This window comes from Pedobacter sp. AW31-3R (assembly GCF_052180285.1).
Classification (GTDB): Bacteria; Bacteroidota; Bacteroidia; order Sphingobacteriales; family Sphingobacteriaceae; genus Pedobacter.
Window position 1 is genome coordinate 694,297 of record NZ_CP197475.1, and the last position, 13,959, is coordinate 708,255.

Genomic DNA, 13,959 nt, shown 5'->3' on the forward strand with positions numbered 1-13,959 from the left:
ATCATCTGCAGCGGTGCTTTACAATATTAATAACTGCGGCAGGATATTTTATGTTGATAGGTGAACTGTTGGTGACCACTTTACCGTATCATATTTTATTGTTCAATAATATATAGTTAATACCAAATCTCCATATTGCCTGTTATATTTAAAGACATGATCAAAGCTTCTGATTTCGGTAATGATTTTTCCTGGGGCCTGGCTACTGCAGCGGCACAGATAGAAGGTGCGGCTGATATGTATGGTAAAGGCCCTTCCATCTGGGATACTTTTTCCAAAAGGTCCGGTAAGATTAAAAAAGGTCACCATCCGGCAATGGCCTGTGATTTTTATCACCGGTATAATGAAGATATTGCCCTCGTAAAGCTTTTGGGTTTTTCGGTATTCAGATTCTCCATCTCCTGGCCAAGAATTTTTCCATATGGAGAAGGGCCCGTAAATGAAGAGGGGATCCGGTTTTATCACAATGTAATTGATGAATGTCTGGAAAAGGGTCTAACGCCATACATCACCTTGTATCACTGGGATCTGCCTGAAGCTCTGGAAGAAGAAGGAGGCTGGACTGCATTTGGAATCAATACTGCATTCAATGCATTTGTATCTGTCTGTGCTAAGACCTATGGGGATAAAGTCAAAAACTGGTTAGTTTTAAATGAGCCCTTTGGGTTTACTTCTTTAGGCTATATGTTGGGCGTTCATGCACCGGGCAAGACGGGGCTTACCAACTTTTTCTCTGCAGTACACCATACAGCAATTGCACAGGCTGATGGTGGCCGCATTTTGCGTGCTGAAGTTCCCAATGCCATTATTGGTACGACCTATTCCTGTTCTGAGATTATTCCATATACGCAAAGTGATGCGGATATTCTGGCTGCTTCTCGTGTGGATTGTCTGATGAACCGTTTATTTATTGAACCGGCGTTGGGAATGGGGTATCCCGGAGAGGATTGGGAGGTGATGGAAAAATTTGCTATTTCTCATTCTACCTGGAGACATACGGAGCGAATTACCTTTGATTTTGACTATATCGGTTTACAGAATTATTTTCCGCTGACGATTAAATACAATGCCTTTATCCCTGTGCTGCAGGCTTGGGAAGTAAAAGCAAAGAGCCGGAAAAAACCCCATACGGCGATGGGGTGGGAGGTGAATGCAGACAGCTTTTATAATATCATTAAACAGTTTGCTTCCTATCCTAAAATAAAAAAACTGATGATCACGGAAAATGGTGCTGCCTATCAGGATAAGCTAATTGACGGTGAAATTCATGATGAAGACAGGATCGCCTACTTCAAATTATATCTTGCTGCTGTCCTTCGTGCTAAAGAAGAAGGAATCAATATTACAGGTTATATGGCTTGGACCTTATTGGATAACTTCGAATGGGCAGAAGGATACAATGCAAGGTTTGGCATTGTCCATACTGATTTTAAAACCCAGCAACGGACAATCAAAGCTTCAGGCCACTGGTGGAAAGAATTCCTGAAGGCTTAAAAAGTTCTAAAGGCATAAAAAAACTCCCGCTTTGAAGGGGAGTTTTTTTATGCCTTTAGAACTTTTTATTTAAATATTACTGCGCTACTTGTTTACGGATAATATTTAATGCGCCACCAGCTTTAAACCATTCGATCTGCTGTGCATTATAACTGTGGTTCACCACAATCTCATCTGCAGTACCATCAACATGGTTTAATACCAGCGTTAATGGTACATTCGGGGCGAAGCTTGTTAAGCCAACAATATCAATCGTATCGTCCTCAAGGATTTTGTCGTAGTCTTCCTTATTGTTAAAGGTTAAACCAAGCATTCCTTGCTTTTTCAGGTTGGTTTCATGAATACGGGCAAATGATTTCACCAGGACGGCACGGACACCAAGGTGACGTGGTTCCATTGCTGCGTGCTCACGTGAAGAACCTTCACCATAATTCTCGTCACCAACGACGATAGAACCAACACCAGCTGCTTTATAAGAACGTTGTGTTGCTGGAACAGCACCATGTTCGCCAGTAAGGACATTCTTCACGTTATCAGTTTTTTCATTGAAATAATTCACTGCACCGATAAGCATGTTATTTGAAATATTGTCCAGGTGGCCACGGAATTTTAACCATGGACCAGCCATAGAAATATGGTCAGTCGTACATTTTCCTTTTGCTTTAATCAATAATTTAAGGCCTTTAAGGTCTGTACCTTCCCATGGTGTGAACGGATCAAGTAATTGTAACCTGCTCGAAGTGGGGGAAACCAATACCTGAACACCGCTACCGTCTGCTGCGGGCTGCTGATAACCAGCATCCTCAACTGCGAAACCCTGAGCCGGTAGTTCCGCACCTGCAGGGGCATCAAGCATTACTTGTTCGCCATTTGCGTTGGTCAACGTATCTGTAAGCGGGTTAAAGCTTAGGTCACCGGCAATGGCTAAAGCCGTCACCAATTCAGGGGAACCTACAAAAGCAAAGGTATTTGGGTTACCATCTGCACGTTTAGCAAAGTTACGGTTGAAAGAGTGAACGATTGTATTTCTCTCTTGTTTCTCGGCACCAACTCGATCCCACATACCTATACACGGTCCGCAGGCATTGGTAAATACTTTGGCACCAATCTGGTTAAATACCTCCATGAATCCATCACGCTGGATCGTGTAACGGATCTGTTCAGATCCAGGGTTAATACAGTATTCTGCTTTTGCGGTCAGGCCTTTTTCTGCTACCTGTTTGGCAATACTTACAGCTCTTGAGATATCTTCATAAGAAGAGTTCGTACAAGAACCGATCAATCCTACGTCAATTTTCATTGGCCATCCGTTAGCTGCAGCAACCTCTTTCATTTTTGAAATAGGTGTTGCCAGATCCGGAGTGAAGGGGCCGTTTAAGTAAGGCTCAAGTGTTGAAAGGTCAATTTCAATCAACTGGTCAAAATATTTTTCCGGCTCAGCATATACTTCTGCATCACCTGTTAAATGTTCTTTTATTTCATTTGCTGCATCAGCCACGTCAGCACGGTTCGTTGCGCGTAAATAACGCTCCATGCTCTCATCATAGCCGAATGTTGAAGTAGTTGCACCAATTTCAGCACCCATATTACAAATGGTACCTTTACCGGTACAGCTCATGCTTGTCGCACCTTCGCCAAAATATTCTACTACAGCACCGGTACCACCTTTTACAGTCAAGATTCCTGCTACTGTTAAGATCACATCTTTTGCAGATACCCATCCGCTTAATTTTCCTGTAAGTTTTACACCGATCAGTTTAGGGAATTTAAGCTCCCATGGTAATCCGGCCATTACGTCACAGGCATCAGCACCACCTACACCAATAGCGATCATACCTAAACCCCCGGCATTTACGGTGTGGGAGTCAGTACCGATCATCATACCACCAGGGAAAGCATAGTTTTCCAAAACAACCTGGTGAATAATACCTGCACCTGGTTTCCAGAAACCGATACCATACTTATTTGAAACAGAAGCCAGAAAATCGAAAACCTCTTTACTCTCCGTATTGGCAGCTGGTAAATCTTGTTCTGCACCATATTTGGCAGTGATCAGGTGATCACAGTGTACAGTTGAAGGCACCGCAACTTTTGGTCTGCCTGCTTGCATGAACTGCAATAAAGCCATCTGGGCTGTTGCATCCTGCATAGCTACACGGTCAGGTGCAAAATCTACATAGTCAGTACCTCTAACGTATGAGGTGTTTGTATTTTCATCCCAAAGGTGAGTATATAAGATTTTTTCTGAGAGTGTTAAAGGTCTGCCTACTAATTTACGTGCCGCCTCAACGCGGGGGCCAAAGTTTGCATACACCTTTTTGATCATTTCTATATCAAAAGCCATTGATAATCTGTGTTAAAAGGTAATATATTAAAATAATTTGTAGCGAATTTACGAAAAAAAACAGGGCGGGCAGGCCATATATAAATCATTGTATTATTTATATATGTTCTAAATAATTGTGATGAAGATCACTAATTGTAAAAATATTGCACGTTAACGGACAAATCAGTTCAATAATGAACACTATGCCGCTAGGTTTATTGATCAATGGCTTAACACACAATGATTTATTGTGTTATTGTTTTTTGGCCTGAATTTCGATAGGACGAATAAAATTAAAGTATATTAAACTGGTAGCCTTGTGCAATGAGGTATTTCAAGACAGCAGGCAAAGCATATTGTAATCTTTCAAATGCTTTCAGGCTATCATGGAAAACTATTATAGCGCCATTTCTCGTATGATTGATAACATTTCTATAACATTTTTCAGGAGTAAGGCCAATGTCAAAGTCACCGCTGAGTACATCCCACATGATAACATTTAATTGTGGGTCAATGGCTTTAAGTTTTTTTACCTGGGACTTTTTGATACGCCCGTAAGGAGGACGAAAAAGGTGGGATTGTGTATATTCCTGACATTTTTTGAAGTTTTCCAAATAGGTACTGTCATCAGTTTTCCAGCCTTTTAAATGGTTGAAAGTATGGTTACCGATGGCATGGCCTTCAATTTTAAGGCGTTCAAAAATCTGAGGGTGTTTAGAGACATTATCGCCAATACAAAAGAAAGTTGCTTTGCAATTGAAGCTTTTTAAAGTATTTAAAACAAACTCTGTAACAACAGGTATAGGTCCATCGTCAAAGGTTAAATAAACGACTTTGTCATGACGGCTTTTGTTCCAGACTAAAGATGGGTAATACCATTTTAATAAAAGAGGAGATTTGACCAGGTACATCGCCAAATGTAATCAATTACTGGTAAGTGTAATGGAAAATTACAAAATGAATGAGTTGTTTATCTTAATAATGAAATTAAAATTATGAAAATGTTTACCAACAATAGTCGGTTGTCAAAATTCAGTTACGTTGCTTTATTTCTCCTAGTTTCTACGAGCTTTTCCAGCCGGTTAATGGCACAGGAAACGATTACCATCCAGCAGGCAATTGACAGAATGTTGCAGAACAACCTTAATATTAAACAGGCTGTACTGAGTGCCTCTACTGCATCTGTAAACTTACAACAATCAAAGGCGGCACTTTATCCAACATTAAATGGAGGGATAGATAACAGTCTCAATTTTGGACGGAGTTTAGATCAATCGAATAACCAGTTGGTTTCTCAAAAATTTTACCAGGGAAGTGGTACCTTAAGCACTTCAGTTGATTTGTTTGGTGGGTTTACCAAAATAAACCAGATCCGGCAAAATAAAATTCTCTTGGAGGCAGGGAATAGTAACCTGGACAAAGTAAAAAATGACTTGACATTACAGGTTGTTACGGCCTATTTTCAGGTGGTCTATAATGTCGACTTGCTGAGGGCCTCGAAAGAGCAATTGGTAGTAGCAAAGGAGACACAACAACGTGAAGAAGCCTTATTAGAGGCTGGAAATAAAACAATTGCAGATGTGTCCCAGGCAAAAGCCCAGGCAGCAACTGCGGAGTTAAATGTAACGAATGCCCAGAATCAACTCACTATTTCCTATTTAACACTTTCGCAGCTTATGGAAATGAGGGCTGATTCTGATAACTATGTTGTTGTTGCACCTACCATCCAGGACATCGCTATGGCGCAGAAAAGTTATAATGTCAATGAGGTCTACAATTCTTCTTTAGCGATTTTTCCGGATATTAAATTAGCGGCACTTAACCGGGAAGCTGCAGAAAGAGGTGTCGCAGTTGCTAAAGGGAGTTTGAGTCCTAAAATATCTCTGGGAGGTAGTGTTGGTTCCAGGTATTCTTATGTGTTAGGGAACAGTCCATTGCAGGATTTGGATAATTATCGCAATGATGCCCACTTTATTGATCAATTGAATAATAATATATATCAAAATATCGGGATAAATATCTCAATTCCTATTTTTAATGGCCTGCAAGCTAAATCAAATGTTAAGAGGGCGAGAATAAACTATGAGGATTATAAACTTCAGGAAAGCCTGATGAAAAATAACCTGAACAAAGTCATTGCGCAGGCTATAGCAGATCTCCGTGCAGCAGATAGCCGGTATACCTCTACACAGAATACCTTTAATGCCCAGAAAGATGCATTCAATGTTATTGAGCAACGTTACAATGTCGGACTGGTCAATTCACTGGATTACAATACCTCCAGGACGAACAGAAACAAAGCAGAGATAGACTTCATACAAGCAAAGTATGACCTTGTATTCAGATCAAAAGTAATTGATTATTACTTGGGCAAGCAGATTAACTTTTAACCTTATACAAACATAATAAACACAAAGAAATGAAACTGAAACATATACTTATTGCAGTTGGTGTGCTCATTGCACTACTTCTCGTAGCGAAATTTACGGGCTTGATTGGCGGTGAAAAAATTGAGAAAGTTACTGTAGAAAAAGCGCAGCAAAGAAAAGTAACGGAAACAGTAACGGCAAGTGGCAAAATTCAGCCTGAGGCTGAAGTTAAACTCAGTTCTGAAGTGTCTGGTGAGGTAGTTGAATTATTAGTTAAAGAAGGAGATATTGTTAAAAAGGGACAATTATTGTTTAAAATAAGACCTGACATCTTAAAATCAGGATATGACAGAGCAAGTGCATCCTATAATTCCCAAAAAGCAAGTGTGGGCTCTGCGCAACAACAATTGAAACAGTCGGAAGGAACTTTTGCAAACGAAGACGCAATTTATAAACGTAATGTGGAATTGTTTAAAAGGAAAGTAATCTCCGTAGCGGAATATGATGCGGCAAAAGCTGCTTATTCAACTGCAAAAACTAATCTTGAAAGTGCAAAACAGTCACTGATTGCCGCCAAATTTAACCTGGAACAATCAGGTGCAAACGTGCAGGAAGCAAGTGCTAACCTTGCCAAGGCAACAACCTATGCACCAGTAGATGGTGTAATTTCAAAATTGTCAGTAGAACTTGGTGACAGGATCTTGGGAACAGCACAATTTGCAGGTACGGAAATTATGAGAATCTCCAACCTTAATTCTATGGAAGTCAACGTAGACGTGAACGAAAATGATATCAACAGGGTGAGTGTGGGTGACAGTGCTACAATTGAGGTGGATGCCTTTGCCGATAAAAAGTTTAAAGGGATTGTGACGGAAATAGCGAGCTCTTCTAAAGATATCGGCACGACGACCACAACTGTAGACCAGGTGACAAACTTTGTGGTGAAAGTCAGGATCGACGCAGGTTCTTATAAAGGGGTGAAAGGTGGTGCAAAAGATCTTCCTTCTCCATTCAGACCAGGTCTTTCTGCGACAGTAGATATTGAAAGCTCTTCTGTCAAGAGTCTTTCTGTTCCTATTCAGTCGGTCTTCACCAAGAGCAATACCGATAAAAATGTGGATGCAGGTAAAGCCAATGATGCCAGTGCTGAAAAGCAGAAAAACAAACTGAACGATAAACAATTGAAACAGTATGTTTATACTTATGCTGCCAATGGAACAGTGAAACAGGTAGAAGTGACTACAGGAATCCAGGATGATCAATATGTTCAGATCAAAAGTGGTTTGAAAGCTGGAACTGAAGTCGTAAGTGGTCCTTATTCAGCCATTCAAAACAAACTTAAAGATGGAGTGAAAGTAGAAAAAACAACTAAAGATCAGCTGTTTGCTACTTCAGATAAAAAGTAAGCCTAGTGCTTAGCAATAAAATAAGTAATTTGTCCCGGTTTAAAACATTAAGCCGGGATTTTTTATTTATAAATAATGATACCAAAAGTCGCAATGATTGGTGGCGGGAGTTGGGCAACTGCCGTCATAAAAATGCTCTCAGACAATTTAGTTGAAAAGGAAATATTGTGGTGGATGCGGGATGCTGAGTCAATAGCCCATATCCAAAAATATAAACATAACCCTAAATACCTAAGTTCAGTAGAGATTAGGATTCCGGCGCATCATATCGCCAACGATATCGCTGAAATTATAGCTCCTGCAGATTGGATCGTCTTAAATGTACCCGCTGCATTCTTAAAAGAAACATTGGCAAATGTAACTCCGGAAATGCTTGCCGGTAAAAAGATCGTGTCTGCTATTAAAGGCATTGTACCTGATGAAAATCAAATTATTGGTGAATTCATCCATGAGAAATTCAATGTACCCTTAACGGATATCTTGGTCATCAGTGGTCCTTGTCATGCCGAGGAAGTGGCTTTAGAGAAGCTATCCTATCTCACTATTGCTTCCTTAGACATTGAAGGTGCAGGTTATTTTGGTAAATTATTAAATACGCGTTATATAAAGACTAATATCTCGGACGATATTTTCGGTACTGAATATGCGGCTGTGCTGAAAAATATTTATGCTGTAGCCAGTGGGATTTGCCATGGTATTGGCTATGGTGATAATTTTCAGGCTGTCCTTATTTCCAATGCGGTAAGAGAGATCAAAAGATTTGTTGATGCAGTACACCCCATCACGAGGGATATCAAGGAATCGGCCTATCTCGGCGATCTTCTTGTGACTGCATACTCACAATTTAGCCGTAACCGTACCTTCGGTAATATGGTGGGTAAAGGATATACTGTGAAATCCGCACAGCTGGAGATGAATATGATTGCAGAGGGATATTATGCAGCAAGCTGTATGCATGTGATCAATAAGAAATACAAAATAGACATGCCGATTAGTAGGGCTGTATATGCAATTTTATATGAAAAACATTCTCCACAAATTGAAATGAAGCTGTTAACCGAAAAGCTGAGTTGATCTGCTGCTGATCTGGATCCTGTTGGTATGGTAATTGCCTGTGTATAAGAATAAAGGTAATTATATAAATCATCAAGCATATGAAAATGAGATTCTTATCAGGGTTATTCGCCCTGGCGTTAGCAGCTACAGTTTCATTCTCTGCGCAGGCACAGGAAAAAAAGAAAACCGTAGGAGAAACCATTGATAAAACGGCCTCAAAAGTTGGAAATAAAACAGCTGAGGTTGCTGTTAAAGGTTCTGCAAAAGTGTCCGATAAAACCTACAAAGGAAAAATGGCCCCGGATGGTTCCAATGTGTATATTAACGGGAATAACCGGAAATATTATGTGAATAAAAAAGGTAAGAAAGTTTACCTTAAAGCGTCTCAGATTAAAGATAAGCCGGTTAAAAATTAGGCGATCATTTGATCATATTTCAAAAATCCGGCTCCAGAAAAGCCGGATTTTTTTTTTGCCTGTTTCGGGGGGGGGAGCTTGATTTCAGTATGTCAGGTAATTGTTAAAACCATTTCATTATGTGATAAATACTACTAAATATATAGTATATGTAGTGAATTAACATATCTTTGAAATAATCCAAATATACATCTTCCATTTTACCCTATTTCATACCAATAATTTGATCCCGAGGGTGGAAAGTTAACGTAGATGGTTCTATCAAACAAATTAAAACAAGCGCGCATGAAAATTAAATTTTACTTTCTTATCTTCTTATTTGCTATTTCCGTGATCGGTGCAAAAGCACAAACGATCCGTGGGACTGTAAGTGATACTTCACAAACAATTATAGGTGCTACTGTGGCCGTATCGGGCAATGTACAAAGAGTCGGGACCAATGCTTCAGGTAAGTATGAGCTTAAGCTTTCAAAACCAGGTAAATATACCATTGTGGTTTCCTACATTGGTTTCCGTACCCAACAGAAGACTGTAACCCTTGCCGAGGGAGAAATACAGACACTCGATTTCCAGTTGCTTGCCAACAGCAACGACTTGGAGAATGTAGTTGTTTTGGGGTCAAGAAGTGCTCCCCGCTCTAACCTGGAAACTCCTGTGCCGGTAGATGTAGTAGACATCAAAAAGATCACACAAAATATTCCACAGGTATCTTTAAACCAGATCCTGAATTTCGTTGCTCCCTCATTCACCTCCAATGTGATGAGTCTGACCGATGGTACTGATCATATTGATCCTGCCTCATTGCGTGGATTAGGTCCCGATCAGGTATTGGTTCTTATTAACGGAAAAAGAAGACATACAACTGCCCTCGTAAACATCAACGGAAGTTTAGGTAAAGGTTCTGTTGGTACCGACATGAATGCGATCCCTACCTCTGCGATTAAACGTGTAGAGATCCTTCGTGATGGTGCTGCTGCCCAGTATGGCTCAGATGCAATTGCAGGTGTAATTAATATTATTTTGAATGATGATGTGAACAAACTGACGGCAAATGTATCTGGTGGTGGATATAGCGGTAAACATTCAGATGGCCTTGATGGAGAGACGATTCAAGCAAATGTGAACTATGGGGTTAAATTATCTGATAAAGGAGGGTATTTAAATTTTTCCGGATCATTTGATTACCGGGATTTTGCTTCACGTACGACACCTTACCGTGGTGTGATCTATACCGACTATAACAATCCATCCTTATATCCAAGTCCAACAGGAGTGGACATTACCGATGCAGAGCTGGCAAGAAGAGGACAAACACGTTCCGACTTTGTCCCTAATATCGGACAATCGCAAAACAGAGGTGGTGCTTTATTTTTTAACGCTTCCATTCCGGTTGCCGAGGAAGCTGAAATTTATGCTTTTGGGGGAGTAAACTACAGGAATGGTATATCAAATGCATTCTACCGTACGCCGCGTCAACTTACCCAGAACAATGCGACTATTTACCCCAATGGTTTCCTTCCGGAAATTGTAACCAATAGTCTGGATCAATCTTTTGCGGTTGGGATCAGAGGAAATGCAGGAAAGTGGAAGGCTGATTTCAGCAATACCTTCGGACGTAATATTATCGATTTCAAGACACAGAATACCGTAAATGCCTCATTGCTTACCGCTTCGCCAACCTCATTTGAGTCGGGCGGATATGAGTTTACCCAAAATACAACCAACCTTGATTTCTCCCGCTTTTTCAGCGATCCGCTGAAAGGAATAAACGTTGCTTTTGGATTTGAGAACAGGTATGAAAACTATAAAATTAATCCCGGGGAAGAAGCCTCGTGGCGGAATTATGGCAATGCCTTACGGGTTGGAACAGATGGTACAGGTGCGCCTATCCTTATTCCCGATGCCAGTGGAAACGTATCTACAAGGTTTGCGGCCAATGGGGCTGCGTATGCAGGTGGAGCACAAGGTTTTCCGGGTATCAATGAAGCCAACCTGACCAATGAATCACGCAACTCATTTGCAGCCTATGGCGACGTTGAGTTCAATCTGACAGAAAAGTTTCTGGTTGATGCAGCAGCAAGGTTTGAAAATTATTCAGACTTCGGATCTACTGTAAACGGTAAACTTGCTGCCAGGTACAAGTTCTCTGATAAATTCCTGTTGCGTGCTGCGGCGAGTACAGGATTCAGAGCCCCATCCCTTCATCAGCGCTTCTTTAGTTCCACCTCTTCCGTATATATAGATGGAAACATTGTAGAATCGGGAACCTTCTCCAATGATAGCCGTATTGCACAATTATTGGGGATTCCTGAATTGAAAGAAGAAACTTCCAAAAGCTTAAGTGCAGGTTTTACTTCCAACCTGGGTAAATTAAAAATTACTGTTGATGGTTATTTTATCAGGATCAACGACCGGGTGATTTATACGGGACAATTTACCGGTAACAATTCAGCAACAGCATCTGATCAGGATAAAGAAATTTATAATCTATTGCGTTTGGCAAATGCCACTACTGCAAGGTTCTTTGCCAATGCTGTAGATACTGAAACCAAAGGACTTGATGTGGTTCTATCTTATAATACCAACTTAGGTAACGGAACCCTTCGTACCGATTGGGCAACTACTTTCACTAAAACTTCCATTGTAGGAGATGTGCATGCTTCTCCTCTGCTGGCAGGAAAAGAAAGCACCTACCTAGATGCGGCAAGCCGTATCCTGATTGAGAAAGTTACCCCAAGGATAAAGTCTAACATTACTTTTGATTATTCTATCGGTAAATGGAATGCCTTCTTGCGTAACGTATACTTCGGTAAGGTATCACAGCCAACAAATACCGTGGCTAATCAGCAGGAATTGACCGGCAGGGTAATCACTGATCTGGGTGCAGGTTATAACTTCACCAAAAATCTTAAGGTGACAGTAGGAGCAAATAATATCTTTGATGTTTATCCTCAGGAATTATTATTGGCTTCACAGGGAACTTCAGGCATATTATATCCCAATCAGGCTCCGCAGTTCGGCTATCTTGGCAGGTATGTATTCACCAGACTATCGCTTAACTTTTAAAATTCAACAAAATCAATTAGATTTAATAAGTTTCTTACCAGGTGGAGCATCCCTGGTAAGGAACTTTTTTAATTATAGTACTATGAGTTATATAAAATCAACTTCCGGCGTATTCATTGGCATATTGTTTATCTTGCTGGTAGGGTATGGCAGCGCTAGCGGACAAAGCAATGAATTGTATAAACATGCAGCGGTAGTCAGCGCCCATCCTGAAGCTACCAAGGTTGGGGTAGCTGTCATGAAAAAAGGGGGAAATGCCATCGATGCTGCAGTTGCTGTTCAGTTTGCCCTTGCTGTGGTTTATCCCAATGCTGGTAATATTGGGGGTGGTGGTTTTCTGGTATACCGGGGAAACAGAGGAGATCAGGATGCTTTGGATTACCGGGAGAAAGCTCCCGGAAGTGCTTCGAGGGATATGTATCTGGATGATAAAGGCAATGCAATTGCCGATAAAAGCCTGTTTGGTGCCCTGGCGTCAGGTGTGCCGGGAACGGTGGCAGGTATGGTTCGCGCACATGATAAATACGGCATATTAAAATGGAAAAAAGATGTACAGCCTGCCATTGATCTGGCCGAAAGAGGCTTTGCCGTTACTGCTCAGCAGGCAGATGAGCTGAACAGGAATAAAGAACGTTTCTTAAAGTATAACAGAAAACCTGTGGCCTTTGTGAAGGAAGGCTTATGGAAAGCAGGCGACCTGTTAAAGCAGCCTGAGCTAGCGGCTACATTAAAGCTGATACGGGATAAAGGGAGGTCAGGATTTTATGAGGGGCCTGTTGCCGAGGCAATTGTGAAGTCCATGAAGCATACCGGCGGAATCATTAGTTCTGCTGATCTTAAAGATTATCAGGCGGTATGGAGAGAGCCTGTATCAGGGCAGTATAAGGATTTTAAAGTGATTTCTATGCCTCCCCCCTCCAGTGGTGGTATAGCATTGATCACTATGCTTGGCCAGATCAGCGAATACCCTCTGCATCGTTGGGGATTCCAAACAGACTCTACTGTACAACTGATGGTCGAATTAGAGCGCAGGGCCTATGCAGACAGGGCAAGTTATCTTGGTGATCCGGATTTCTTTAAAGTTCCTCAGCAGGCCTTACTGGAGCGTAAATATATATACGGACGTACAGCCGATATCAGTTTTGAAAAGGCTACACCGAGTTCTGCAGTGAATCCGGGTAAATTGTCGAATTATGAGAGTGAACAGACTACGCATTTTTCAATTGTAGACAGTAAGGGAAATGCAGTATCTGCCACAACTACCTTAAATGGGTCTTACGGATCATTGGTTGTGGTAGAGGGGGCTGGTTTTATTCTGAACAATGAAATGGACGATTTTTCTGTGAAGCCAGGTTCACCGAATGCTTATGGACTGGTAGGAGGGGTTGCCAATTCGATTATTCCGGGCAAAAGGATGCTCAGTTCCATGACGCCGACAATCATTGAAAAGGGAGGGAAGCTGGTGATGGTCGTTGGAACTCCGGGCGGTTCTACTATCATCACTTCAGTGTTTCAGGCTATTCTAAACGTTCTGGCGTTTGACAAAGATATGCAGGCATCAGTTGCAGCTCCACGCTTTCATCACCAATGGTTACCTGATGAAGTTTACGTAGAAAAGGGAGCTATTGATCCGGAGACGAGGGCACGTTTAGCCGCAAAGGGTTACAGGATTGTAGAACGCGGACCGATGGGCAGGATAGATGCCATCCTGGTGAAAGAAGATGGTTCCTTGGAGACCGGGGCAGACCCGAGGGGAAATGATACTGGTCTCGGTTATTAAAATATTGATCCTATAAAAAAGGCCAGGATAAACATCCTGGCCTTTT

9 protein-coding genes are annotated in these 13,959 nt (G+C 41.3%); 7 read left to right on the plus strand and 2 right to left on the minus strand.

What is annotated here, in order from left to right:
* Positions 1-156: 156 nt before the first annotated feature.
* Positions 157-1,494 (plus strand): GH1 family beta-glucosidase, encoded by a 1,338-nt coding sequence (locus ACSBL2_RS02930; RefSeq protein ID WP_442590179.1) that lies wholly within the window; start codon positions 157-159, stop codon positions 1,492-1,494.
* 76 nt (positions 1,495-1,570) lie between these two features.
* Here the strand turns inward: ACSBL2_RS02930 and ACSBL2_RS02935 are convergent, their stop codons facing one another.
* Together ACSBL2_RS02935 and ACSBL2_RS02940 are read right to left on the minus strand one after the other, a co-directional pair.
* Positions 1,571-3,838, minus strand: coding sequence for an aconitate hydratase (locus tag ACSBL2_RS02935; protein WP_442590180.1), 2,268 nt, complete (start codon positions 3,836-3,838; stop codon positions 1,571-1,573).
* 275 nt (positions 3,839-4,113) lie between these two features.
* Entirely contained in the window at positions 4,114-4,731 is a 618-nt protein-coding gene (locus tag ACSBL2_RS02940) for a polysaccharide deacetylase family protein (RefSeq protein WP_442590181.1), read from the minus strand.
* A 174-nt stretch (positions 4,732-4,905) separates the two neighbouring features.
* Between ACSBL2_RS02940 and ACSBL2_RS02945 the strand changes: the two genes are divergently transcribed.
* The 6 genes from ACSBL2_RS02945 to ggt all read left to right on the plus strand — a co-directional run bounded on the left by ACSBL2_RS02945 (position 4,906) and on the right by ggt (position 13,913).
* Positions 4,906-6,210 (plus strand): TolC family protein, encoded by a 1,305-nt coding sequence (locus tag ACSBL2_RS02945; protein ID WP_442590182.1) that lies wholly within the window; start codon positions 4,906-4,908, stop codon positions 6,208-6,210.
* A 29-nt stretch (positions 6,211-6,239) separates the two neighbouring features.
* On the plus strand, positions 6,240-7,595 hold the full coding sequence (locus ACSBL2_RS02950; protein ID WP_442590183.1) for an efflux RND transporter periplasmic adaptor subunit: 1,356 nt from the start codon (positions 6,240-6,242) through the stop codon (positions 7,593-7,595).
* A 75-nt stretch (positions 7,596-7,670) separates the two neighbouring features.
* Positions 7,671-8,669: an NAD(P)H-dependent glycerol-3-phosphate dehydrogenase gene (locus ACSBL2_RS02955; protein WP_442590184.1), complete on the plus strand. Its 999-nt coding sequence runs from the start codon at positions 7,671-7,673 to the stop codon at positions 8,667-8,669.
* 80 nt (positions 8,670-8,749) lie between these two features.
* Positions 8,750-9,067: a hypothetical protein gene (locus ACSBL2_RS02960; protein ID WP_442590185.1), complete on the plus strand. Its 318-nt coding sequence runs from the start codon at positions 8,750-8,752 to the stop codon at positions 9,065-9,067.
* A gap of 285 nt (positions 9,068-9,352) precedes the next feature.
* Positions 9,353-12,133: a TonB-dependent receptor gene (locus ACSBL2_RS02965; protein ID WP_442590186.1), complete on the plus strand. Its 2,781-nt coding sequence runs from the start codon at positions 9,353-9,355 to the stop codon at positions 12,131-12,133.
* Between the two features lie 82 nt (positions 12,134-12,215).
* Entirely contained in the window at positions 12,216-13,913 is a 1,698-nt protein-coding gene (gene ggt / locus ACSBL2_RS02970) for a gamma-glutamyltransferase (RefSeq protein ID WP_442590187.1), read from the plus strand.
* Positions 13,914-13,959: the final 46 nt, after the last annotated feature.

Bases quoted from the DNA above. Each gene is read 5' to 3' on its own strand.
- ACSBL2_RS02955 (WP_442590184.1), top strand. From the start codon at position 7,671: ATGATACCAAAAGTCGCAATGATTGGTGGCGGGAGTTGGGCAACTGCC.
- ACSBL2_RS02940 (WP_442590181.1), bottom strand. From the start codon at position 4,731: ATGTACCTGGTCAAATCTCCTCTTTTATTAAAATGGTATTACCCATCT.
- ACSBL2_RS02965 (WP_442590186.1), top strand. From the start codon at position 9,353: ATGAAAATTAAATTTTACTTTCTTATCTTCTTATTTGCTATTTCCGTG.
- ACSBL2_RS02935 (WP_442590180.1), bottom strand. From the start codon at position 3,838: ATGGCTTTTGATATAGAAATGATCAAAAAGGTGTATGCAAACTTTGGC.
- ACSBL2_RS02945 (WP_442590182.1), top strand. From the start codon at position 4,906: ATGGCACAGGAAACGATTACCATCCAGCAGGCAATTGACAGAATGTTG.
- ACSBL2_RS02930 (WP_442590179.1), top strand. From the start codon at position 157: ATGATCAAAGCTTCTGATTTCGGTAATGATTTTTCCTGGGGCCTGGCT.
- ACSBL2_RS02950 (WP_442590183.1), top strand. From the start codon at position 6,240: ATGAAACTGAAACATATACTTATTGCAGTTGGTGTGCTCATTGCACTA.
- ggt (WP_442590187.1), top strand. From the start codon at position 12,216: ATGAGTTATATAAAATCAACTTCCGGCGTATTCATTGGCATATTGTTT.
- ACSBL2_RS02960 (WP_442590185.1), top strand. From the start codon at position 8,750: ATGAAAATGAGATTCTTATCAGGGTTATTCGCCCTGGCGTTAGCAGCT.